Origin of the sequence: Bradyrhizobium oligotrophicum, assembly GCF_051168495.1 — a bacterium.
GTDB lineage: Bacteria > Pseudomonadota > Alphaproteobacteria > Rhizobiales > Xanthobacteraceae > Bradyrhizobium > Bradyrhizobium oligotrophicum_A.
The window spans coordinates 94,125-117,297 of record NZ_JBNPVB010000008.1 but is presented as its reverse complement, the minus strand read 5'-3'; the positions used below and the strand labels follow the sequence as shown (position 1 = coordinate 117,297).

The 23,173-nt window shown below is 65.1% G+C and carries 23 protein-coding genes; 15 read left to right on the top strand and 8 right to left on the bottom strand.

All coding sequences use genetic code 11. The annotated features are described in order from the left end of the window. Nucleotides 1-98 precede the first annotated feature (98 nt). The gene (locus ACQR1B_RS17355) at nucleotides 99-1,154 is read left to right on the top strand and encodes a hypothetical protein (protein ID WP_434834514.1); all 1,056 of its coding nucleotides are present in this window, start codon (nucleotides 99-101) and stop codon (nucleotides 1,152-1,154) included. A gap of 265 nt (nucleotides 1,155-1,419) precedes the next feature. Further along, nucleotides 1,420-2,937 (top strand): hypothetical protein, encoded by a 1,518-nt coding sequence (locus ACQR1B_RS17350; RefSeq protein ID WP_434834515.1) that lies wholly within the window; start codon nucleotides 1,420-1,422, stop codon nucleotides 2,935-2,937. Nucleotides 2,938-3,204: 267 nt separating this feature from the next. Here the strand turns inward: ACQR1B_RS17350 and ACQR1B_RS17345 are convergent, their stop codons facing one another. After that, nucleotides 3,205-3,648: a cupin domain-containing protein gene (locus tag ACQR1B_RS17345; RefSeq protein ID WP_434834516.1), complete on the bottom strand. Its 444-nt coding sequence runs from the start codon at nucleotides 3,646-3,648 to the stop codon at nucleotides 3,205-3,207. A gap of 82 nt (nucleotides 3,649-3,730) precedes the next feature. Between ACQR1B_RS17345 and ACQR1B_RS17340 the strand changes: the two genes are divergently transcribed. Further along, complete coding sequence (locus ACQR1B_RS17340) at nucleotides 3,731-4,339, top strand: helix-turn-helix domain-containing protein (RefSeq protein ID WP_434834517.1); 609 nt, start codon at nucleotides 3,731-3,733, stop codon at nucleotides 4,337-4,339. A 418-nt stretch (nucleotides 4,340-4,757) separates the two neighbouring features. Continuing rightward, nucleotides 4,758-5,171 carry an SRPBCC family protein gene (locus ACQR1B_RS17335; RefSeq protein ID WP_434834518.1) on the top strand — a complete coding sequence of 138 codons (414 nt, stop codon included), beginning with the start codon at nucleotides 4,758-4,760 and terminating at the stop codon, nucleotides 5,169-5,171. 794 nt (nucleotides 5,172-5,965) lie between these two features. Here ACQR1B_RS17335 and ACQR1B_RS17330 read toward each other — a convergent pair. Together ACQR1B_RS17330 and ACQR1B_RS17325 are read right to left on the bottom strand one after the other, a co-directional pair. After that, nucleotides 5,966-7,315 (bottom strand): malonyl-CoA decarboxylase, encoded by a 1,350-nt coding sequence (locus ACQR1B_RS17330; RefSeq protein WP_434834519.1) that lies wholly within the window; start codon nucleotides 7,313-7,315, stop codon nucleotides 5,966-5,968. A 123-nt stretch (nucleotides 7,316-7,438) separates the two neighbouring features. Continuing rightward, a complete protein-coding gene (locus ACQR1B_RS17325) occupies nucleotides 7,439-8,245 on the bottom strand; it encodes a helix-turn-helix domain-containing protein (RefSeq protein ID WP_434834520.1) in 807 nt (268 codons plus the stop codon). A 61-nt stretch (nucleotides 8,246-8,306) separates the two neighbouring features. Here ACQR1B_RS17325 and ACQR1B_RS17320 point away from each other — a divergent pair, with 61 nt between their 5' ends. The 4 genes from ACQR1B_RS17320 to ACQR1B_RS17305 all read left to right on the top strand — a co-directional run bounded on the left by ACQR1B_RS17320 (nucleotide 8,307) and on the right by ACQR1B_RS17305 (nucleotide 11,881). Then, nucleotides 8,307-9,500, top strand: a complete 1,194-nt coding sequence (locus ACQR1B_RS17320) for an MFS transporter (protein ID WP_434834521.1) — start codon at nucleotides 8,307-8,309, stop codon at nucleotides 9,498-9,500. A gap of 265 nt (nucleotides 9,501-9,765) precedes the next feature. Beyond that, nucleotides 9,766-10,527 carry a hypothetical protein gene (locus ACQR1B_RS17315; RefSeq protein WP_434834522.1) on the top strand — a complete coding sequence of 254 codons (762 nt, stop codon included), beginning with the start codon at nucleotides 9,766-9,768 and terminating at the stop codon, nucleotides 10,525-10,527. A gap of 157 nt (nucleotides 10,528-10,684) precedes the next feature. Then, nucleotides 10,685-10,918, top strand: a complete 234-nt coding sequence (locus tag ACQR1B_RS17310; RefSeq protein ID WP_434834523.1) for a hypothetical protein — start codon at nucleotides 10,685-10,687, stop codon at nucleotides 10,916-10,918. Nucleotides 10,919-11,083: 165 nt separating this feature from the next. Next, nucleotides 11,084-11,881 (top strand): transporter substrate-binding domain-containing protein, encoded by a 798-nt coding sequence (locus ACQR1B_RS17305; protein WP_434834524.1) that lies wholly within the window; start codon nucleotides 11,084-11,086, stop codon nucleotides 11,879-11,881. Between the two features lie 90 nt (nucleotides 11,882-11,971). Here the strand turns inward: ACQR1B_RS17305 and ACQR1B_RS17300 are convergent, their stop codons facing one another. From ACQR1B_RS17300 to ACQR1B_RS17290, 3 genes are all read right to left on the bottom strand, one after another. Then, nucleotides 11,972-12,766 carry a substrate-binding domain-containing protein gene (locus ACQR1B_RS17300; RefSeq protein WP_434834525.1) on the bottom strand — a complete coding sequence of 265 codons (795 nt, stop codon included), beginning with the start codon at nucleotides 12,764-12,766 and terminating at the stop codon, nucleotides 11,972-11,974. Between the two features lie 195 nt (nucleotides 12,767-12,961). Next, nucleotides 12,962-14,449 (bottom strand): flavin-containing monooxygenase, encoded by a 1,488-nt coding sequence (locus ACQR1B_RS17295; protein ID WP_434834526.1) that lies wholly within the window; start codon nucleotides 14,447-14,449, stop codon nucleotides 12,962-12,964. A gap of 287 nt (nucleotides 14,450-14,736) precedes the next feature. Continuing rightward, nucleotides 14,737-15,186 carry a cupin domain-containing protein gene (locus tag ACQR1B_RS17290; protein WP_434834527.1) on the bottom strand — a complete coding sequence of 150 codons (450 nt, stop codon included), beginning with the start codon at nucleotides 15,184-15,186 and terminating at the stop codon, nucleotides 14,737-14,739. Between the two features lie 134 nt (nucleotides 15,187-15,320). Here ACQR1B_RS17290 and ACQR1B_RS17285 point away from each other — a divergent pair, with 134 nt between their 5' ends. Beyond that, nucleotides 15,321-16,364 (top strand): AraC family transcriptional regulator, encoded by a 1,044-nt coding sequence (locus ACQR1B_RS17285; RefSeq protein WP_434834528.1) that lies wholly within the window; start codon nucleotides 15,321-15,323, stop codon nucleotides 16,362-16,364. Here ACQR1B_RS17285 and ACQR1B_RS17280 read toward each other — a convergent pair. After that, nucleotides 16,354-17,574, bottom strand: a complete 1,221-nt coding sequence (locus tag ACQR1B_RS17280; protein WP_434834529.1) for a polyhydroxyalkanoate depolymerase — start codon at nucleotides 17,572-17,574, stop codon at nucleotides 16,354-16,356. The two genes, ACQR1B_RS17285 and ACQR1B_RS17280, sit on opposite strands and share 11 nt — an antisense overlap. 194 nt (nucleotides 17,575-17,768) lie before the next feature. Between ACQR1B_RS17280 and ACQR1B_RS17275 the strand changes: the two genes are divergently transcribed. Both ACQR1B_RS17275 and ACQR1B_RS17270 read left to right on the top strand, forming a co-directional pair. After that, on the top strand, nucleotides 17,769-18,422 hold the full coding sequence (locus tag ACQR1B_RS17275) for a glutathione S-transferase family protein (RefSeq protein ID WP_434834530.1): 654 nt from the start codon (nucleotides 17,769-17,771) through the stop codon (nucleotides 18,420-18,422). A 298-nt stretch (nucleotides 18,423-18,720) separates the two neighbouring features. Beyond that, entirely contained in the window at nucleotides 18,721-19,155 is a 435-nt protein-coding gene (locus ACQR1B_RS17270; protein WP_434834531.1) for a cupin domain-containing protein, read from the top strand. 388 nt (nucleotides 19,156-19,543) lie between these two features. Here ACQR1B_RS17270 and ACQR1B_RS17265 read toward each other — a convergent pair whose 3' ends face one another. After that, a complete protein-coding gene (locus ACQR1B_RS17265) occupies nucleotides 19,544-19,816 on the bottom strand; it encodes a hypothetical protein (RefSeq protein WP_434834532.1) in 273 nt (90 codons plus the stop codon). Nucleotides 19,817-20,001: 185 nt separating this feature from the next. Here ACQR1B_RS17265 and ACQR1B_RS17260 point away from each other — a divergent pair, with 185 nt between their 5' ends. From ACQR1B_RS17260 to ACQR1B_RS17245, 4 genes are all read left to right on the top strand, one after another. Next, nucleotides 20,002-20,328: a hypothetical protein gene (locus tag ACQR1B_RS17260; RefSeq protein WP_434834533.1), complete on the top strand. Its 327-nt coding sequence runs from the start codon at nucleotides 20,002-20,004 to the stop codon at nucleotides 20,326-20,328. Between the two features lie 78 nt (nucleotides 20,329-20,406). Further along, entirely contained in the window at nucleotides 20,407-21,246 is an 840-nt protein-coding gene (locus tag ACQR1B_RS17255) for a GyrI-like domain-containing protein (RefSeq protein ID WP_434834534.1), read from the top strand. Nucleotides 21,247-21,419: 173 nt separating this feature from the next. After that, a complete protein-coding gene (locus tag ACQR1B_RS17250) occupies nucleotides 21,420-22,346 on the top strand; it encodes an SMP-30/gluconolactonase/LRE family protein (protein WP_434834535.1) in 927 nt (308 codons plus the stop codon). Between the two features lie 179 nt (nucleotides 22,347-22,525). Next, nucleotides 22,526-23,119, top strand: coding sequence for a GNAT family N-acetyltransferase (locus ACQR1B_RS17245; protein ID WP_434834536.1), 594 nt, complete (start codon nucleotides 22,526-22,528; stop codon nucleotides 23,117-23,119). Nucleotides 23,120-23,173: the final 54 nt, after the last annotated feature.

The following is a 23,173-nucleotide window of genomic DNA, read 5'->3' as shown; positions in this document are numbered from 1 at the left end:
ATCCGCCTGTCGGCTCCGGTCCCGACGCGCGACGCCGCAGGCGTCCGCGCGACCGGTCCTGCATGCCGTCTCCCGGCGGATCACGAGAGGTGACCACCATGTCCTATTCCGACCACGACCTCCGCGCTGCGGCGAGCGCCGGCGCCATCGGTCGAGACGACCTGCAACGCCTGCTGGCCTATCTCCAGCAGCGCGCCCCATCCGGTCCTGCACCGCGCGCCCAATTCGATGCCGCGCATCTGCTCTGGTATGCCGGCACCCTGATCGTGATCGGCGCCATGGGCCTGTTCTCGACGGTGGCGTTCTCGCAGATGGGGGGCCGCGCGCTGACCGCCTGCGCGCTCGCCTATGCTGCGGCGTTCGGCCTCGCCGGCAACCGTCTGTGGCGCCGAGACCTGCGCGTGCCCGGCGGCCTGCTGATCGCGATCGCGGTCTCGATGGCGCCACTCGCCGTCTACGGCATTCAGGACGAACTCGGCTGGTGGGGCAGGTTCGGCAAGCCCGGTACGGTCCACAACTTCTACGTCTGGATCAAGGGCAGCTGGCTGTTCATGGAGATCGCCACGATCGCGGCGGGCGCCATCGCGCTGCGCTTCTATCGCGTGCCCTTCATCGTCGCGATCATCTCGGTCGCGCTGTGGTTCATGTCGATGGACCTGACGCCGTGGATCTTCAACGTCAGCCAGTTCGACTGGGAGATGCGCCGTGTGGTCTCGATCTGGTTCGGCCTCGGCATCCTCGGGCTGGCCTGGATCGTCGACTACAACAGTGCCAGCCGCGACTTCGGCTTCTGGCTGCATCTGTTCGGCTTGCTGGCCTTCTGGGGCGGCATCAGCGCCACCGAAGGCGCGACCGAACTCGGCAAGGCGATCTACTGCCTGCTCAACATCGGCCTGCTCGCGATCGCGGTCATCATCGTCCGCCGCGCCTACGCCGTCTTCGGTGCCATCGGCATCACCTTGTATCTCGGCCATCTCGCCGAAATCGTCTTCAAGGACTCGCTGCTGTTCCCGTTCGCGCTGTCGCTGATCGGAGTTGCGGTCGTCGCGACCGGGCTGGCCTATCACCGCAAGCAGCGGGTGATTGCGGACTGGCTCGCGGCAAACCTGCCGGCGGCGGTGATGCGGTTGCGGCCGCACGGCGCTGCGGAGTGAGGCGAAGACGCGCCGCCGCCACGCGCGATTCGGCGATCGAGCACGAGGTTGCTCGTCGAGCGTGGCGACGTGATGCGACGCTGCTCGCGAGGCCATCGAAACGCCGCGTCGACTTCATAAACCCCTTGTTAACCAGTCTCGATGTTTGCGTCGCCGGGGCAAGTTGCACGGTAGTTTTTTACTCTGCTTTAGATGCGTTCCCGTAGTTCTCCGGTGGGGACGCGCGGCAATCGAGCGCGCGCTGCCCGGGAAGCAGACGTGCAGCATGAGCGAGCGGACGTTGTCGGTGCGGGAGGTGCTTGCCGAGTCGCCTGCGGCAGGGCTGCAGGCATCGCAGACATTCGGAACCCAGGCGTTCGGAACCTACGCCTTCCTGATCTCGCTGCTGAGCGTCTTCTACGTTTCCAACGCGTCGCTCCTTCTCAGCCATTATGATCTCGGCTGGCACCTTGCCGCCGGGGAGTTGATCCGCAACGAAGGGCACGTTCCGTTCCAGGACCCTTGGTCGTTCACGCTGGGGACCAAGCAGTGGTTCAACCTGTCATGGCTCTGGGACGTCGCAGCCAGCATGGTCTTCAAGTCTGCCGGCTATGGCGGCCTCGTCGTCCTGGTCGTGGCCTGCGGCGCATTGATTGTCGGATGTCTCGCGTCCGCCTGCCTCGGGAGTGGGGCGTCCGCGCTCGCCGCCTGCATCGCGACCTTCGCGGCGTGCCTGTTGTATCCGGCCTATGAGGCCGCTCCCAACAGCTATCTGACCGCGTCTCCCAACGTCGCGACGATGCTGTTCAGCGTCGTCTTCTACAGGGAATGTCTGCGGCCGGCGAAATTACTGCTGTTGCCCGTGCTGATGGTGCTCTGGGTCAACCTCCACGGCGGCTTCGTGCTCGGCTTCCTGATCCTCGCCGTCTTCGGCGGCGGCGCCCTGCTGCGGCGCGACTGGACCGGGTTCAGGGCCATTGCGCTGGCAGGGGTCGGCTGCCTGGTTGCAACCTTCGTCAATCCGTTGGGGTGGCAGATCTACCAGGGCGTGACGGCGACCTTGGGGCACTTCGTCCAACGCAACATCGGCGAGTGGCTGCCTTACTCGCAGAACATCGAACTCCCGGGCAGCATTCCCGGACTGGTCTATATCGTCGCGTTCATTGCGCTCGAACTGCGCCATGGCGTTTCGACGAAAATCCGCCTGGAGCCGCGCCTTCTGTCCTGGCTCTTTCTCGGGCTCGGGCTCTACCAGTTTCGATACATCGCATTCTTCTTCATCTTCTCGGCGATCCCGATGGCCGTGCATCTCGATCGGCTTCTCCCCAGGCGGCTCCCGCTGCTGGACATTCAGCGGGCCCTCTTGACTGCCGCGATCGTCGGCGCATGCGTCCTGCCGCTGACGTTCTTTCGGATCCAGCCGGCTCTGGGTATGCCCGACATGCTGTCGGAACGGGACGCCGACTATCTGCAGACACGTCTCGCGCATGCGCGCGTGCTCAATCACTGGAACGTCGGAGGGTACCTGATCTTCCGGACCCACGGATCGGTCCCCCTGTTCGTCGACGGACGCGCCGCGACCGCCTATCCGGACGACCTGCTGCGGGACTACTTCAAGCTCGTGCACTGGGAGATCGACGACGGCAATTGGGACGAGGTGCTCGAAAAATATCACATCGACGCCGTGCTGTGGATGAAGAGCCATGACGAACTGCGACAGTTCCTCGTGGGCAGGCGAGGCTGGCGCGAGGATCACACCGGGCCCCACACCAGCGTCTACATCCGGCCGCCAGCGGGGCGCTGACGCCGCAACTCATTTCGGTGACAGTGCATGAAACTATGCGAGCGTCGGGCGCGTTGTCACCGAGGCGTCGCGTTCGCCCGGACTCATCGCCTTCGGGCGGCGCTTTTGATCCACAAGACCTCTCCCGAAGAAGGCGTCGTGACGGCGCGGGGGCGAGGTCCCGTCTAATTTCGGTCCAGCACATTAAATTATTCCCGCCTCGAATAGAGGGGCCTCGTACGCCGAGGGCGCGATGTTGATGCGCTTGCACGCTGCATGCGGGGCAACTCAGCAGATCGTCTCCGGATGCCCGACCGGCTCGACGTCAAGATCGACCCGAATGCCTGAGTTGTCGCTGCGTACGACGACGAAATCGACGGCCTCGTCGGGATCCGGGTTGAGCTCTTGATGAGGGACTTCGGGCGGGAAGTAGACGAAATCCCCGGGGCCGACGTCCGACACATACTCCAGGTGCTCGCCCCACCGGATCTGGCTCCGGCCTTTGCTCACATAGATTGCAACTTCGTGCGGGCCGTGGTGGTGGGCGCCGGTTCGTTCATTCGGCTGTAGTGTCACCGTCCCGATCCAGATTTTCGAGCCGCCAGTCCCTTCAAAATCAAAAGCCGTGGCGCGGCCCCGGCCTGACGCACTTGCCCGTTGTTGAGTGGCGGCGCGCACCACTTTCACTCCGCGGTTGCGCCAGTCCCTGCCATGCATGATCAGCTCCGTCATGTCCTGCTTTGTCCACCAAAGCGAATGGATGTACTCTACAAGGCCACGCAGAAATGTCCACTATAATGAACAGAATGAAAGAATGACCTCTAAAGAGAACAGGGTGCTCGACCGAATTTCTCAAGTGGTCCGGAGGCGGCGGGAGGAGCTGGGATTGACCGTGCGTGGGCTCGCGACCAGGAGCGGGGTTTCCGCGTCGATGATCTCGGACGTTGAGCGCGGCTTGAAATCCCCGACGATCTCGACGCTCGCCGCTCTTGCCGAGGCGCTGGAGATGCCGCTCTCGACCCTGGTCGAGAGCCCGGCGCCGGCCCGGATGCGCGTTGTGAAAGCGTCCGAGCGTCAGTGGCTCGTCGAAGCAGGCACGGGCTCCAAGCGCGATCGTTTTGGTCCAGCCGTCACCGGCAGCGAGGTCGAGTTCTTGCGTTACGTGGTGCCGCCGCACGCCTCGGCGGGGCCGTTCGCTGCGCATGCGCCGGGTACTATCGAGCACGTCTACGTCGCGTCGGGCGCTGTTCGGATCACGCTTGGAGAGGACGGCGCCGATCTCCGGGTAGGCGACACGTGCTCATGCTTTGCAGACGTGCCGCATGGTTTCGACAACCGCGAAGGCAAGGTCCCCGCCGAGTTGATCGTCGTTGTCGAGCCACCGCGCGTGTCGGAGCGATCAACGCGCCGCAGGCGCGGGTAGCAGTCCGGCCGACTGCAAGGCAGCGCGCTCCGTTGAGCCGTCGCAGCGACGGCTCAACGTGCTGCGCATCACACCGATTGAACGGGTGAGTGTTCCTCCCACAGCTCTCCTTCGAACGTCCCCCGCGCGTCGTCGCCGAGGCGTCGCGTTCGTCCGGACGTCATCGCCTTCGTGGGGCGCTTTTGATCCACGGGACCTCACCATCCCTTCAGCCTATGGATCTGCCGACCGGCATCGATGCATCAAGCAGATCCGCGGCGGCGGGCGCTCCCCATCGAAAGTCCTCCGCCATCGACCATCCCAGTGCGATATTTCTCCCGCCAGTGGTCGGGAGGGGCCAGGCTGGATCGTCCTTGGACCGACACGGGTCCCTGCACGGGCGCTGAGGAGCCGTCCAATCGAACCAGGAGCAATGTTCATGCGGATCACCGTCGAGACCATCGTTGCGGCCCCCGTCGATCAGGTCTGGCGTGCCTATACGACGCCGGCCGACATCGTGAGGTGGAACGCCGCGTCGGACGACTGGCATACGACCAAGGCGACGGTCGACCTGAGAGAGGGCGGCGCCTTCTCGTCGCGCATGGAGGCCAAGGACGGCAGCATGGGTTTTGACTTTGCCGGCACCTACACGAAGATCGCCGAGCACGAGCGGATCGAATATGCGTTCGGCGACCGGAGGGCCGAAGTCACGTTCCAGCCCGGTCCAAAGGGCGTCGTCGTTCGCGTCGTCTTCGACGCCGAATCGACGCATTCAGTCGAGCAGCAGCAGGGCGGCTGGCAGGCCATCCTCGACAGCTTCGCGCGGCACGTGGAGGCGAAGAAGGCGTCGTGAGGGCGCGGGGCGAGGTCCCGTCGGGCACCGCAAGCGGCGCCCGAAATCTTTCCGCTTGACAAATTCTGAAAATCAGCAATTATGTACGCATCCTGCCTCATCGCAGAGGGGCGTACGCGTCGTCACGAACGTCGGGGCAGGGATGCGGTGGACGTGGAGGCGACGGTGGACGACCGGCGCCTGAAGTCGTGTGGTCCTGGCCTCTCGACGCTGAGGTCAAGTCCGCGGTCGTTGCTTGACGGCAAACGCGGGCGATGGGGGCAAGAACGCCGATCCCCAGGGAGAGCACGAAGGACACCGTAAAACCATCGCGCAGGGAAGGCCGGAATGCACCGGTCGTACCTGTGGTTCCTGCCCCGTGCACTTTCTCTCGCACGGGGGCCATGGGTTGCGGCCAGCACCCGGTCTTCCCTGCGCCCTCTGTAGTTGATGAGGGTGACGTGTTTCGCAGCACTCGGGCGTCAGGCGCCGCGAGGCCGCGGTCGCACATCCCCGAGCTGTTTGAGATGTGAAACGGTCATGGCCCTGTCGCTTTACAACTGGCACGGGCAGTCTGGCAATTTGTTGCTTGTCATGCCCGGGCTTGTCCCGGGCATCCACGTCGTTCCTGGGATGCTGGCCGACGTGGATGGCCGGGACGGAGCCCGGCCATGACGGGGAGAGAGCTGGCCACAAGCGCAGCTCACTGGTAGCTGATCAAAGTTGCTGCTGCCTTCGAGCCTGCAGGCTCTTACGGCCTGACGCCATCGGTGTGGACCGATGGCCGGCCTCAAGCTCGGTGTCGCGCGTACCGCCTACGACGACAACCGCATGTCCAACAGCCGCCGGCCTTCGCCGCGCAAGAGCTTCTTCACTGCGCTGGAGGCGACGACCTCGCCGTCATTGGCGTAGGCCTCGTGGTTCTTCTCGATGTCGTCGAGGCGATAGAGGTAGTTCACCATGACGGTCGCGGATTCGCGCTGGCCCTTGGCCGAGAGATCGCCGAGCCAGTTGATGCGCTCGAGCCTTGCGCCGTTGCCGAGATGGAAGCGGGCGACGGGATCGATCAGCTTGCCCTTCGGCGTGCGCGCCTTGAGGAAATAATGCGCCGCCAGCGGCTCGATCACGGCGCGCAGCTCGGCCGCGATGCCGGCGTCCTCGATCCAGCGCGGCTCGTCGAGCAGCTTGAGCACGTTGCGATCGTCTTCGGTCGCATCATTGGTCTGCTTCAGCCAGCCCATGAAGCCCGGCACCGGCGACAGCGTGACGAAGGTGTCGAGCTTCGGCAGTTCGCGCCTGAGCTCCTCGACCACCTGCTTGATCAGGAAGTTGCCGAACGAGATGCCGCCCAGGCCGCGCTGGGTGTTGGAGATCGAATAGAACACGGCGGTGCGGGCGCGGTCCGCCGGCACCGGCGCACGGTCGACGGCGAGCAGCGGCGCGATGGCGCCCGGGATCGTCTCCGTCAGCGCGACCTCGACGAAGATCAAGGGCGCATCGGGCATCGCCGGATGGAAGAAGGCGTAGCAGCGGCGGTCGACCGGATCGATGCGGCGGCGCAAATCGTCCCAGTCATGGATCTCGTGCACCGCCTCGTAGCGGATGATCTGCTCCAGGATGTTGGCAGGCGTCGACCAGTCGATCCGGCGCAGCACGAGAAACCCCCTGTTGAACCACGAACTCAAGAGATGCACGACGTCGCTATCGAGCGCGGCCAGTTCCGGATTGCCCTTCAGCATGTCCAGCAGGTCGGTGCGCATCGCGACCAGCTCGGGCGTGCCGCCGGGCGCCCGGTTGAGACGGCGGATCAGCTCCTGCCGGCGCGGCTCGGAGGCGAAATGCAGCGCGCTGGCGCCCTGGTCGGACGGCGCTGCGCGCCAGTCTTCGATCGCCTTGGTGAGCTTGGCCTTGTCGGGGCCGAAATCATGGACCAGCGCGGTGAAGAACGCCTTGCGTCCCTCGGCGTCGAGGTCGTGATAACCGTCGAGCACGTCGCGGGCCATCGCGGTGCCCGATGCCTCGCCGGCGCCGGACACCAGCGCCTCGCACAGCTCGGTCAGGCTCTTCGCGTCATGCTTGTCGACGGCGGGGCTGCCACCGCGCAGCAGCGTCCGGCCGCGCTCGGAAATCGTGGCGATCAGGTCGGTAAAAAAGGCGTTGGCCATCTGCTGTCGGTCTAATCCTCGGGGAGTGCGTTAGCGCCAATGTTACATTGATTTATGTCAAAGGTGGCCACATTCAATCATCACAAATCGTCAACGCCGCCGTCGCGGCGCGCATGCGCGGCGTCACTCGACGCTCTGCTCGGCGAACTCGGTCGGCGTCCGGCCGGTGACCTGGCGGAACGCATGCGAAAACGCCGGCACGCTGGCATAGCCAAGATCGGCGGCGAGCTGCTTGACCGAAAGATGACGGTCGGTCGACAGCCGTTCGATCGCGGCCGCGATCCGGGCGCGCTGGCACCAGGCCTTGAAGCTGAGCCGCGTCTCCGCGGCGAACAGGCGCGACAGCGTGCGCGCGGAACTGCCGACCTTGCGCGCCAAGGTCGCCAGATCCTCCTCGCTCGCGGGGGAGGTGAGAACGAGCTGAGCCGCGCGCCGGGCGCGCGGGTCCTGCGGCAGCGGGATGAAGGTCGAGGAATCCTCGGCCCGGCGCAGCTCGAAGAGCGCGAGGCGGACCAGCAGCGCGGCGCGCGCGGGACCGCCGCCGGCGTCGAACAGCGCGAGGATCGCCTGGTGCAGCAGCGGCGACACCTGCACCACGAACTCGCGGTCGAGCTGATGCCCGCGCGTCTCCCGCTTGAGCCAGTTGAGCTCGAAATACAGCGTGCGCATCTGGCTGTCCGCCAGCATGTCGATAGCATGGGCGTGGCGCGCAGGCACCCACACCGCGCGATCCGGCGGCACCAGCCAGCGCCCCCGCGGCGTCGTCACCTGCATCGTGCCGGCAGAGGCGTAGATCAGCTGCGACTCGCGGTGCATGTGCGGATCGAGCCTGATGCCCTTGCGATAGCTGCGCGCGATCAGGTGGACGCCGGCCTCGGTCGTCACACGGTCGGCGCCGAGCGCCTTCAATGGCGTTTCCACGATGGTCATTGGCGCCTTCTCGTCAGGGCGAGGCAGTATAACCGATTTGTCCGGGAATCCAGGAGAGTCCATGAATAGCCCCCGCCGCGTGATCGGCTTCGTCAACGCCGCCCACTTCATCGACCATTATGCGATGCTGATCTTCGCGGCCGCCGTCATCATCATGGGTCCGGCGCTCGGCATGGCCTATGCGGACCTGCTGCCCTACGCGACGCCCGGCTTCATCGCCTTCGGCGCCGGGTCGCTGCTGACGGGCTGGCTCGGCGACCGCTGGAGCCGCCGCCACATGATGCTGATCTTCTACCTCGGCATCGGCCTGTCGATGATCTCGGTCGGCCTCGTGCAGACACCGTCGCAACTCGGCGAGGCGCTGCTCGCCATCGGCCTGTTCGCCTCGATCTATCATCCGGTGGGGACCGCGATGCTGGTGTCCTATGCCGACCGGTTCGGCCGCGACATGGGCCTGAACGGCGTGTTCGGCAATCTCGGCGTCGCCTCCTCGGCGCTGGTCACCGGCGTCGTCGGGCAATATCTCGGTTGGCGCTTCACCTTCATCGTGCCCGGCGTGATCACGATCGGCATCGGCGTTGTCTTCGCGATGCTGGTCGCGCATGAGGACCGCCGCGGCTCGAAGCAGGCGGCGGCGCAGGCCCGCGTCGCGCGCGAGCAGATGTGGCGCGTGGTGCTGGCGCTGCTGCTGGTGGTGATCGCGATCTCCACGACGTTCAATGCGATCACGGTTGCGCTGCCCAAGCTGTTCGCGGAGCGGCTGGCGGGGCTGACGCAGAGCCCGGCGCTGCTCGGCGTGATCGCGGCCGGTGTCTACGTGTTCGGCGCGATGACGCAGTACACGATCGGGCGGGTGCTCGATCGCCATCCCCTGAAGGCGGTGGCGCTGCCGTTGTCGCTGGTGCTGGCGCCGCTGCTCTACCTCGCCGCCGACGCCCGAGATTGGGCGCTGATCGCAGCATCGATCGGCATCGTCATGGGTGCGTTCGGTCAGGTCACCGTCAACGACGCCATGGTCGGCAAATACACCGCGGAGGAATGGCGCTCGCGCGCCTATGCCGTGCGCTATTTCATCGGCTTCACGGCGGCCGGCGCCTCTGTCGGCCTCGTCGCTTGGCTGTACGAGCGCGGCGGCTTCGTCACGATGCTGCAAGCCTTCGCCGCACTCACGCTGCTCGCGATCGCAGCCGCGCTGATCCTGCCGCCGGAACTTCCGGCGGCGCGGCCCATGCTGCGGGAGGCGCCGGCTGAGTAGCCATGACGACGAGCGGTCGGCGGCGTAACGCGATGGCGCGACCGCCGCAAATCCACCGCTGGTGTGGATCCACCCAAATTTCCCCAATTGCCAAAGCGCGTGAAGCCGGCGCAGCGTGCGCGGCCATTGCGATCAGGAGATTCCCGACGGCTTCGCGCCGGCAGGGGACGCTTGATACGTGCATGCATATTGACGAGCCCCATTGGCCGTCGCGCATCTGGTCCGGTGGCGACGGCAGATTCAATTCGACCTCGAGGATCGACCGATGATCAATCGCTATCGAACGATGCTGCTGCTCGGGATGGCTGCCGTTGCCGGCTTCACCGCGACGCAGGCGCCGGCGCAAACCGATGCGCAGCGCAACGCGATCAAGTCGGCCTGCCGCTCCGACTACATGTCGAAATGCATGAGCGTTCCGCCGGGAGGCACTGCGGCCTTCCAGTGCCTGCAGAAGAACATGGCGAGTCTCTCGTCGTCCTGCCAGACAGCAGTGAGGGCGCTCGAGCCGGCGGCGGAGCCGAAGCCTGCTGCCGAGACCAAGCCGGCTCCAGCAGCGCCGGCCACGGCCAAGCCGACCGCGACGGCGGAGCCGCCGGAGGCACCCAGGGCGCCAGCCGCCACCGAGGCGTCCAGGCCGGCCGCCGAGGCGCCCAGGCCGGCCGCCGAGGCGCCGAAGCCCGCCGCCGCAGCGCAGCCGGTGGCGCCTGCCGCGCCAGCAAAGGCCGCCGTCAAGCCGGAGCCGGTGAAGCCGCCGGCATCTGCGGCAGCCGCACCCGCACCCGCAACGATAACTGCCGCGCCGGCGACAGCGGCGCGTCCGCCGGCGGCGCCCGCCATGGTGCTGCGACCGCTGCGGCCGCTGGAGGAATTGCGCATCGTCAGGGCCGCCTGCGGCTCCGATGCGCGGGCCTTCTGCAGCGGGGTCGAGCCGGGCGGCGGCCGGGTTGCGCAATGTCTCGCAGCCAATGCCGGCGGCTTGTCGCCGGGCTGCAAGGGGATGCTCGCGCAGTTTGCCGCCAATCGTTAGCGGCATCGGCAATCCGGGGGATCGAGGGTGAACGCACGAAAATGTGCGGCCGTCGCATCCACCCAAATTGTCACAATTGCCAGGCTGCGTGGTTCACGGCAAATTTCAGGCAGGGTGGATATTTCAATAATCAAATGATGATTGTCAGGAGTTTGCCATGCGCAGCATTCTTTTACGTATGACTTTGTCGACCCTGTGCGGCCTTGTCGTCCTGGTATCGATGCCATTCGTGTCGATGTCGGACGCCAATGCCGTCGTCTGCGCACGCGGCGTCGTTCGTGCCGGCTGTGCCGGCGCGGGCGGCGCCGTGGTCGTGCGCAAGCCGCCGGTGGCTGCCGCGGCGTGCCGGACCGTGCTGGTCAACGGCGTCTGGGTGCGTCGCTGCGTTTAAGTTATGCTTAATCGGTTTTTGGTATCGAGTTATTTGAATTGGTAATTGCGGCGCGTAAGTTTTGCGCGCCGCACGCCGCATTGCGTATGCGAAGTAAGCTGTATTTAACGGTGCTCCCGGCAAGGTGCGATCTGTATCCAACTTGCAATTCGATGGGAGAGGGCCATGGCGTTCTGGCGCTGGCTGCGTGATGCAGCCCTGGCAGCTGCGGTAGTCACGGTTGTCGGCAATACTGCATTCGCAGCCGGCTTGAAGGAAGAAATCGCGCCAACGGGCAAGCTCCGGGTCGCCATCGCGGTCGGTCCTGCCGGTGGCGCATTCTGGTGCGTCAAGTCGGACGGTGGCTATGCGGGCGTCCCCGTCGAGCTCGGCAAGGCCATGGCCGCGCAGGTCGGCGTGCCCGTCGAGTTCGTCGAACATCCGAATTCGAACGCGATCGTCGAGGATGCCGCTCAGACGGCCTGGGACGTCGCGTTCCTGCCCAAGGATGGCGAACGCGAAACCAAGATGTCCTTTGGTCCGGTCTACGATTCCGTGGACACGACGTTCATCATTCGCGCCGGTCTCGACATCCCCAATGTCGCCGCGCTCGACGAGGCCGGCCACGAGGTCGCCGCCATCAACGACACGACGGTCATGCGCAGTGCAAAGGGGTTCCTGAAGAAGGCGACCGTCACCGGCTTCAAGTCCTACGAGGAAGTCTACGCGCTGCTGAGCGCCGGCGAGATCGATGCGGTGGCGCTCGCGCGCGATCAACTGTTGCTGATCGCAAAGCAGATTCCAGGCACCAAGGTTCTCAGCGAGACCTTCAAGAAGACCGATACCGCGGTCGCAGTGCCGCTGAAGCATCCGCAGTCGCTGGCCTTCGTCACCAAGTTCATAACCGAGTCCAAGGCGAACGGCCTGCTCAAGAAGGCCTATGGCGCCAACCATCTGAGCGAATCCACGCTGTTCACGCAGTGACCCGCCAACCTTGTTCGCAACTGTGGTGATTGCACTCTCCCTGCGCATCATGCGAGGGAGAGTCGTCATTTTGACGCCGATGCGAGCGGGTCAATTGGGCGATTTCGCCACGATCGGATCGAGGCCGCTGTCGGTGATGGTATGACGCGCATCCGGTGATTTCAGGAACCTGATCAACGCCCGGCCCGCTTCGGGCTCCTTCGCGGCCGTGGCGATGCCGGCGGAGAACACCGTGAGCTTCTGCAGGCCGGCCGGCAGCGGTCCGACGATGTCGATGCCCTTCACCGGCTTGAGTTCGCTGATCTGCTGGAAGCCGATCTCCGCTTCGCCCTGGGCCACGATCTCGCCGACGGGAGTGGCGGGAATCATCCGCGCCTTGCCCTTCATCTCTTCCTTGATGCCGAGCTTGTCGAACATTTCGGTCGAGACGTAGACGCCGCTGGCACTGTCCGAATAGGCGACGGTCTTCGCGGCGATCAGCATGCGCTTCACGGCGTCGGCATTCGAAATGTCGGGGTGCGGTGTGCCCGACTTCACCGCGACGCCGATCGGCGAATTGGCAAGATCGGCATGGCTGTCGGGCATCACCTTGCCTTTGGTGGTGAGTTCACTCAGCGCATAGCCGACCATGATCAGGACATCGGCGGGCTCACCGCGCTCGAGGCGGACCGGAATCGCATTCGTCGTCGTCCCCATCGACGGGCCATAGGCAATCATGACCTTGTGGCCGGAGCGCCGCTCGAACTCGGGTACGAGAGACTTGAACGCCGCCGTCATGCCGCCGGAGATCATGACGTGGATCTCTGCGGCCTGAGCTGCGGTCGATACGAGAATGGTGGCCGTGACGGCGAGGCCGAGAGTGCGGAGGCGGGTGGAGAAGGCCATGGCAGGCTCCGAGGCAGACGGCTGGAGAGCGCTTGGATAGCCCGGCCCTGCAACGAAGACCAGCCTGTGCACGGTCACGCATCCGGCACGAGAGCCGGATGCGTGTCGGCGCGGGGCAGGCCAACGCCTGTCTTCAGCCTCGCTTGCGGCGCTGCCGTGTTTGCAATGCGGCGTACCGCATCGCGGCCACGTAGCTTACCCGGCCTGATAGGCCGGGGCCGACGCAAGGAAGCCGGCATAGGCGTCCGCGTCGGGCGGCGTGAACATCTCGGCCAGGGGATTTCTCTTCCGTCGCGTCGCACCGATGTCGGCGAGCAGCTCATCGAAATGCTTGAAGTGATAGGGCGCCACGCATAGTCCGCCATACACACCGGCCGCCGGCCGCTCGACGCGCTTGAAGTGCAGCATCATCTCGATGTTGTCGCGCATCTCGCGATCATCAGGCTGATGCGCCAGCTGCTTGTCCGCGTAGCGCACCAGCCAGTGCGCCGCCATGTCGGCGCAGAGCACAGTGCAGAAGCTGGAGTTGAAGCCGACGAAGCCCATGTCGGGCAGGTCGGGATTGGCGATCAGCCGATAGAGGCGGTATTGTCCGTCGGGATCGACCAGCTTGGCGCGGTCGGCGTCCGACAGGAAGGGAACGCCGAGCTTGTAGCCGATGGCGAGCACGGCGACATCGGCGGGAATTCGTTCGCCGCTGCTGGCCACGATCGTGTTCGGCTCGTAGTGATCGAAGGTGCCCAGCACCGCCTTGATACGGCCGTCCGCGACCATCGGGAAGAAGTCGGGCGTCGCGATCGGCACCGAGCAGTTGACGCCGTCCTCGATTCTCTCTTTGGGCACCATGTTGCATTTGGCGAGCTTGAGCTGCGCCTTGAGCAGGCTCTCGAGGCCGCGCCAATTGGCCCAAACGAGAGGCTTGGCCAACCGATGCGCAAGGCGGGCGAGGGGACTGATGCCCCAGCTCGCGAACATCTGCTCCTGCGCGCGGATGTAGAGAATGCGCTTGAAGTTGATGAGGCCGCCGATGAAGTAGGGGAGGCGCCACACCGGCTCGCGAAACACGATCGTGACCGAGCGCGCGCCGGAGCGGACGGCGTTGACGGCAATGTCGGTGGCCGATTTCGAGCCGCCGAGCACGACGACGCTGCGGCCCTTGGCGAGACTGGCGTCGTTGTATGTCGACGAGTGCATGATCTCGCCGCCGGCGGCCTTGAACTGATCCACGCCTGGAAGAGAGAGCGTCTGCGGCTCGTTGAATTGTCCGGTGCACACCGCGACGAAATCGAAATCCTCGCGGCTCGCGCGATCCCCTGTCTTCAGGTCGAGCGTCCATCCAGGACGGCCGTCGCCCCGCCGTTGCATCGAGAGAACGGTCGTGTTCAACCGCATCAGCTGGACGAGGTCATGGGATTTCGCGTAGTCGGCCAGATAGGCATAGACGTGCGGTCCCTTCGGCCATTCCGGATAGCTGTCGGGCATCGCCTTGTCGGTGTAGCGATAGAGCTCCTTCGGGCTCTGCGTCTGCACGTCGGGATAGGAGCGCGCCGGCTCCCAGACGCCGCCGAGGTCGGCGCTGCGCTCGACGATGCAGACGTTGTGGCCGCGTGCGGCGAATGCCTTGGCCGCTGCGAGGCCGGAGACGCCGGCGCCGATCACGCAGACGTTCTTTCGAGTGATCATGGGACCTCCTGTTGCCGAGCGCGCAGCCACGTGCGGACAGCCGTCGCCGGTCGCGCTGCTGGAGCTCGCTGAAGAACTTGATGATGAGGCAGGTCGCCCGGCGCGACCGCAGCAGGTGACGCCGGCGGACCGGCCAGCGTCGATATCACGGCGGGGAGAGCCTCGCCGCTCAGAAGCCGTTCAGGTGATGCACCCGCTCATGCTGCAGGGCGTGCAGAACCGATCGCGCTGATCGCGCGCCGCACTGCAACGATGAGGTTGCGCCCGACGGCGGACGGCGCCGCCGATTAGTCGTTGGCCTCGGGCGGCAGGAAGTCGACCTCGTGCTCGGCCGAGATCCGCACGACCTCGGCGGGGTCGGCGAGATTGTCCAGCATGTTGAACAGCGCCTCCAGCTTCTGCATCGGCGACACCCAGAACAGCGCGCGTGCCGGCTTGTCGGATTTGTTGAAGTAGCCGTGCGGAATGCCGCGCGGCATCCGGACAAGATCGCCGGCATGCGCCTTGACCCAGACGCCGTCGAGCTTGAGGTCGAGCACCCCCTCCTGCACCAGGATGAATTCGTCCTGCGTGGGATGGACGTGAACCGGGACGAACTGGCCGGGCTCGCTGTTGGTTTCGAAGGCGAAAGTGGACTCGGTGACGGCTTTGGGGAAGTAGACCTGACCCAGGATATTCCAGGTCTTGCCGGCATAGCCGGTGCCGGCGCGGGTGATGCCTTTTTCGAGTGTGGTCATGGCGGATCTCCTTGCTGCACACGAGGTGAGGATCGAGCAGGTCGCGGCGCGGTGTCTATCCAGAAAACGAATCCCTCGACGCCAGATGCTAATTATTATAGGTTTCAAACGATTTCGACGGACGATGTGAGACCATGACTGCAGGTGCAGCCATCGATCGTAGTTGGAACGTGCCGGGGGCGCCGCGGCTCGCCGCCTATGGCCGTGTTGCAACGCGTGATGTCGATGAAGCCGCTGAACAAATAGGTCGCATCTTCTGTCCGCACGGGCTGCAGCCGAAGGCAGGGACTGCGCGCGATTTCCTCGCGTTGCATAATTGCGCGGCATTCGATGGCTTCTCCATCAACTACGTCGCCTATGGCGGTGAGGTCGCCATCGATCCCGGCTGCCTCGACCGGTTCTTCCTGGTTCAGATCCCCTTCGCAGGGGCAGCAAACATCCGCACCGCCGCGCGCGAGGTCGCGACGCGGCCGGATGGCGTTGCGTCCCTGTTGTCGCCGACCTTGTCGACGCGCATGGTCTGGGACAATTGCGCCCAGCTCATCCTGCTGCTCGACCGTCGTCTGGTCGAACAACGTGCTGCGGCGCTGTCGGGACGCGCGGTGCAGCCGGTCGAGTTCGAGCCCTCGATCGCGCTGTCGGCCCCTCACGGTTCACGGCTCCGGGCGCACATGCTCGCACTCGCCGACCTCGCCGAGAGCCTCGGCGGCGAGCGCAGGCCAACCGCCGTCGTGGCCGCGAATTGGCGTGAGACGCTGCTGGACATTCTGTTCCAGCAGCCGGGCGACGGGCTGTCGGAGGCGATACGGCTGCATTCCGGACAGATCGAAACGCTGCCTCGCGCCGTTCGCAGGGCCCGCGATCTGCTCGATGCGCGCGCGAGCGAACCGCTCGATCTCGCGCAACTCGCGGCATCGGCAGGGGTTGGAATCCGTGCGCTGCAAGGCGGCTTCCGCCGCCATTTCGGCATGTCGATCTCCGACATGCTGCTCGACATCCGGCTCGCCCGGTTGAATGCGCAACTGATGGCAGCGCCGCCGGAGGCGCGCATCATCGACCTCGCCTTCGAGCTCGGCTTCACCCATCTCGGGCGGATGGCGGGGGCCTATCGTGACAAGTTCGGCGAGACGCCGTCGGCGACGCTGCAACGTACGCAGCGCGGCCGTTTCACGAATTGACGTGCACGAAGTCCCGCAGCAGCGGATAGATCTCGTTATTCCACTTCTTGCCGCTGAACACGCCGTAATGGCCGACGCCCGCCTGCATGTGATGCACGCGGCGATAGGCGCGCACATTGGTGCAGATGTCCTGCGCCGCCAGCGTCTGGCCGATCGAGCAGATGTCGTCGCGCTCGCCTTCGACGGTCATCAGGCCGATCCGCCGCACGGCTTTCGGATCGACCGGGCGGCCACGATGCATCAGTCTGCCCTGCGGCAGCAGATGCTCCTGGAACACGTCGCGCACCGTTTCGATGTAGAACTCGGCCGGCAGGTCCATGACCGCGAAATATTCGTCATAGAACGTCTTGATCGTTTCGGCCTTCTCGACCTCGCCCTTGGCGAGATGGTTGGCGAGATCCATGTGCTGCTTGACGTGGCGTTCGAGGTTCATCGACACGAACGCCGTGAGCTGCACGAAGCCGGGATACACCTTGCGAAACGCGCCCCTGCACTGGAACGGCACGTAGTGGATCAGATTGTTCTCGAACCAGTCGATCGGCTTGCTCTTGGCGAAGTCGTTGACCTTTGTCGGCTGGAGCCGCGTATCGATCGGCCCGGCCATCAGGGTCAGGGTCGCCGGTCGTGACGGGTGGTTGTCCTCGCACATCACGGCGGTCGCCGCCAATGCGGAGACCGACGGCTGGCAGATCGCGACCATGTGCGGGCGTGGTCCGAGCTGTCCGAGGAATGTGATCAGATGATCGGTGTAATCTTCCAGCCCGAAGCGGCCATGGTCGCGCGGAATGTCGCGCGGATTGTGCCAGTCGGTGATGTAGACGTCGTGGTCCTGCAGCAGCGTCTTCACCGTGCCGCGCAGCAGGGTGGCGAAATGGCCCGACATCGGCGCCACCAGCAGCACCCGCGGCTGATCGGGAGCGCCGTCCTTCTTGAAGTGCAGGAGCGAGCCGAACGCGGTCTTGAACGTCACTTCCTCGGTGACCGCGACCTCGCGATTGCCGACCATCACGCTGTCGATGCCATAGGCCGGGCGGGCGTAAGTGATCGCCGAGCGCGAGATCAGTTCGAGCGCCGCCGACAGCCGCCGCATGGCGCGGCTTGAGAGCCCTGATGGGATCAGGTTGAGGTAGCGTAACGCCGCTGCTGCGCCCTGGCGCCACGGCTCGGTCAGGTCCATGTGGTTCTGGTAGGCTTGATACAGCAGCGCCATGGGGGTCCTGTCCGTCACTCCAACTTGACACATGCAATATCGGAGCCAGCGGCGGCGAGTCGTGCCTCAAAAACTGGCATGTCGCTTGCTGCGTGAAATCGTTGGAGTATCCGGCTCCCGACCCGATCCTGAGCCGGCGACATCAGCCGAGATCGGACGGCGGCCGAACGAAAAGCGACAAGGGGCAGGGCGACATGGCCAAAGCGACGTTGACCATCAGCAGCAAGAACTACTCGTCATGGTCGCTGCGCGGCTGGCTGCTTGCCAGATTCGCCGGGCTGGACTTCGACGAGGTGATCGTCGGTCCGGACGATGCGTCCGCGCGCGCCGAGATTCTGCTGCTGTCGTCCTCGATCCTGGTGCCCTGCCTGCGGCACGACGGCGCCACCATCTGGGACACGCTGGCGATCGGGGAATATCTCAACGAGACCTTCCCGGAAGCCGGCCTGCTGCCTGCCGATCGCATCCAGCGCGCGCATTGCCGCTCGATCTCAGGCGAAATCCATTCCGGCTTCACCACCTTGCGCGCCTCGCTGCCGGTCAATCTCAAGGGGCATTTCCCGGGCTTCAAAGTCTGGACCCGGGCGCAGGCCGACATCGACCGCATCTGGGCGATCTGGCGCGATTGCCTGGACAAGTCGGGAGGTCCGTTCCTGTTCGGCCAGCGTGGCATGGCGGATGCCATGTATGCGCCGGTGGTGACGCGCTTCGTCACCTATGACGTGAAGCTGCCGCAAGAGCTGAAGGCCTATGCCGACCTCATCATGGCGATGCCGGAGATGGGCGAATGGATCGAGGCGGCCAAGACCGAGCCGGAGGAGATCGAGGAGCTCGAGGTCGAGTATTAGCAATCTTGCCGCCGGGCGGCGGCCTATGCCTCGGGCAGACGCTGCCCAATTTGAAGCCGGATCAGCGCCGGCTGGGCGATCGTCGTGAGCCCGCACGCTGGCGCCGCTGTCGGCGCAGCATCGCAAAAGCCTGTTGTTCACAACCGGTTCGGACCCCGATGGCAGCGCCATCGGCCGATGGTTGCAGGGCGTGGCGCGGTTTTCGCATGGCACAACGGGCTTTCGGGCGTGGTGGCCAGCGTGGCCGATCGATGGGCCTCGAGGTTGCCGATGCCGCGATCAACCGGTGGAGGCCGTGATGAACCAGCATGCCGCAGTGACCAAGTTCTCGCACGTCAAGCCCGAAGACACCGACTACACGGGCGGAGGCCTGCGCGACTTCTTCCTCTATCGTGATCTCGGTATCGCCGACGCCACCGGCGGCCAGGTCATCTGCCATCTCGTCAAGGCCAATCCGGATTGTCCGCCGGTCGACGGCACCGGCTGGCACCGGCACGATTGCGATTTCCAGATCGTCATCATGATGAAGGGCTGGGCCCGCTTCATGTACGAGGACAAGCCGACCTTGGTGAAGGCGGGCGACGTCGTCCACCAGCGCCCGGGCATCGTGCACTATCTCTACGATTATTCCCCTGACATGGAATATATGGAGATCGTCAGCCCGGCCGATTTCAAGACCGTCGAGATGCCGCCGGCCACCGACAAGGTGCCGCCGGTCACGCCCTGGACCTGAGCGGCGACGCGCGCACTGCGCCGATCCCCATTGTTAACCTCTCACCCGGTCGCATCCCCCGCGGCCGGGCGTGTCGTTTCAGCATGTGGTGGGTCGCGGTCGCCGTGGCCGACATGTTGGGGTGAACAGATGCCGGACCTGGCCCGACGTTCGATTCGGACGTGATTCGTTCCGGTCGCGTTCCAGGGATTAAGGCCCCTCGCCAGCGGCGTCATGATTTGAAACACGGCAATGCTTCGGCCCTACGCTGATCGCTGCAACGATCGTGCTTCGGTGGCCCACCCGGCGACGCTGATGAATCCCGTTCGTCGTCGATCCCCATTCGACATCATATCTGTATATCTGTGCGGCAAGATTGGCCCTGAGCCGAACTCAGGGCCCGGTATGATCAATAGGACGACGCGCGAGCGGCGACGAAGCTCGGTTGCGGACGGCGCCCATTGCGCTCGTCGTAACGCGGGCGCGGGAAGCGCCAGCCGATCACGGTGGCTTCGAGCGCGCCGCCGGATTCCTTGTTGTGCCATTTGCCGTCAATGAAGAAGCAGGGAAACGGAAGCTGATAGGTGCCGCTGTGATCTTCGCACAGCACCTCCACCGTCTGCCCGGGCGGTGGCTCTCCGCTGCCGTCGAATTGCGCCAACCGTTTTTCGCGCGTCGCCATTCTGTCCATCTCCCTAAAAACGGGTCCCAGCCGGAACTTCAATGCGCGATTGAGGTCTCAGTATGGTATCAATCCGAAAACACCGCCCGTTCCGTGCAAAATCACGTGTTTGGCCAGCCAATGAGAAAATTGTGATGCGAATCGTCGTTGCCGCGCGAATCTCCGTTGTCGCGGGTGTGCTCGCAATGTGCGTGAGCACCGTCGTTCATGCGCAGGATATTCCTGGCATCGAGATCTGCACTGCGGAAAAAGCCATGGATCGCCGCACGTCATGCCTGCAGAGCAACATCGACTTCCTGCAGAAGACGATGACCAAGCAGACGCTCGATCAGCAACAGAAGCTCGATGCGGCAAATCGCCAGATCCAGGCGCTCAAGGCGGCGCTGATCGCGCAGCAGGGTGCGATCGATGAGCTCAAGGCCGGCCAGGCGAAGCTTGCCGACGAGCTCAAGAAGAAAGCCGATGCGCCGGCGGCGAAGGATGCCGCGCCGTCGAAGCCGAGCGGAAAATAGCGGGGTACGCAGCGCAATAACGATCAAACGGCCGTCGCCGTCTCCACAGAGGATGGGCGGCTTCGTCAGGAGACAGGCGTGTCCACCGACCCGGCTCAGAAGGCGCTGTGGTATATCGAGAGTCATCTGTCGGCGCCGCTGTCGCTCGATGAGATCGCTGGCGTGGCCGGCGTGTCGCGCTTTCACATCGTGCGTGCGTTCGCTGCGGCGACCGGAGTTTCGGTGATGCGCTACGTCCGGCTGCGCCGTCTCAGCGAAGCGGCGCGCGCGCTGGCCTGTGGCGCGCCCGACATTCTCAGTCTGGCGCTGGAGGCGGACTACGGCTCCCACGAAGCATTCACGCGTGCGTTTCGCGATCGCTTCGGCGTGACGCCGGAAGCGGTCCGCGCCAATGCGCGTCTCGATGGCCTCGCACTGCAGGAGCCGATCCTCATGGACCAGACACCACTCGACGAGCTCGCCGCCCCGCGCTTCGTCAACGCCGAGCCGCTGCTCGTCGCCGGCCTCGGCGACCGTTTCAGTTTCGAAAACGGCGCCGGCATACCAGCGCTGTGGCGGCGCTTCAACGACATCATGCACGACGTTCCGGCGCGTCGCGGGACGGTGGCTTACGGTGTCTGCTGCAACGGCGATGATTCCGGCAATTTCGACTACATCGCGGGTGTCGAAGTCGCGGATTTTTCCGACCTGCCGCGCTCCTTCAGCCGCGTGCGGGTGCCGGCGGCGACGTTTGCCGTGTTCACCCATGCCGGCCACATCTCGTCGATCCGCCGGACCGTGCACACGATCTGGAATCGCTGGCTGCCGCAGTCGGGCTGTACGGTCGCCGACACGCCGAACTTCGAGCGCTACGATCAGCGGTTCGATCCCGTTACGGGCAATGGCGGCCTGGAAATCTGGCTGCCGGTGATCCGCTGAACCGCGCGCGGCACCGACTTGCGTCGACACGCTGCAAGCGGCTGTCGCAGCAAGGCTGCTCTGCAGTCCTGCGGTCGGCCGCTTGCTTGGCAAGCCGGGCCGGCTTTGCGATAACTCCCGCATAACAACAACAAGGCGCCGCATCGCGGCGTGACAAGCGGGAGGTCCGTCCGATGTCTGACATGCGCGTGCTCGCCACCGATCTCGAATTTCCGGAAGGCCCCGTCGTGATGCCCGACGGCTCGGTGGTGCTGGTCGAGATCCGCGGCAAGCGCCTGACGCGGGTTCATCCCGACGGCCGCAAGGAGGTCGTGGCGCAGATTCCGGGCGGACCGAATGGCGCAGCCCTCGGCCCCGACGGCAAGATCTACATCTGCAACAATGGCGGCTTCTCCTGGATTCCGACCGGCAAGATGATCATGCCGGGGCCGCAGCCCGAGGATTATCTCGGCGGCTCGATCCAGCGCGTCGATCTGCAGAGCGGCGCGATCGAGACGGTGGTGAGCCGCTGCGGCGAACACGAGCTGCGCGGGCCGAACGACCTGGTGTTCGACCGCCACGGCGGGCTGTGGTTCTCCGATCTCGGTAAGCGCCGCGCCCGCGACATGGATGTCGGCGCGTTCTATTATCTCAAGCCCGGCATGGGCGAGATCGTCGAGGCCGTGCACGGCATCCTGCCGGCCAACGGCATCGGCCTGTCGCCGGACGAGAAGACCGTCTACATCGCGGAGACGCCGACCGCGCGTCTCTGGGCCTATGACGTGCCGGAGCCCGGCACGGTGAAGCCGCGCGACGTGATCTATCGCGGTGAGCGCGGCCGTCCCATCGCCGGCCTCGGCGGCTACCAGATGTTCGATTCGCTCGCGGTGGAGGCCAATGGCAATGTCTGCGTCGCGACGCTCGTCTCCGGCTGCATCAGCGTGATCGCGCCGGACGGCACCCTGGTCGAGCAGGTCCCGACCGGCGACCGCGTGACGACGAACATCGCCTTCGGCGGTCCCGATTTGAAGACGGCCTACATCACGCTGTCGGGCAAGGGCGAGCTGGTCGCCATGGACTGGCCACGGCCCGGCCTTCCGCTGAATTTTCTGAACAAGTAGGGACAACTGGGCATCGTCATGACGCGGCGCGGATGATAACGAGCAACGTAGACCGTTCTCGCAATTGCCCCTCATGGTGAGGAGCGCCGCAGGCGCGTCTCGAGCCATGAGGCCCCGCCTCATCCTTCGAGACGCAGCGCTTGCGCGCTGCTCGTCAGGATGAGGGGAAGGAGTGTCAGATGCCCTTTCTCGAACCAGTCACCCTCCGCGGGCAGCAGGCCAGCCTCGTGCCGCTGTCTCCAGATCATCACGACGGGCTGGTCGAGGCCGTCAGCGACGGCGAATTGTGGAACCTGTGGTACACCGCAGTTCCGAAACCCGAGACCATGGCCAGGGAGATCGAGCGGAGGCTCGGCCTGTTCGCCGCCGGCAGCATGCTGCCGTTCACGGTGCTCGACGCCGACGGACGCGTCGCCGGCATGACCACCTACATGAACGTCGATGCCGCCAACCGCCGTGTCGAGATCGGATCGACCTGGACTGCGAAGCGGGTGCAGCGCAGCGCGCTCAACACGCAGTGCAAGCGGCTCCTGCTGGCGCATGCCTTCGAGGCGATGGACTGCATCGCGGTCGAATTCCGCACCCATTTCTTCAACCACCAGAGCCGGCGTGCGATCGAGCGCCTGGGCGCCAGGCAGGACGGCATTCTGCGCAGCCACCAGATCGCGCCGAACGGCACCTTGCGGGATACCGTCGTCTATAGCATCACGGCGGCCGAATGGCCGACGGTGCGGGCGCATCTCGACTACCAATTGCATGACAAGCCGCGCTGATCGCGCTATGGCCGCTTGCCGCGCCATGCGGCGGATGACGACGAGACCGGGACG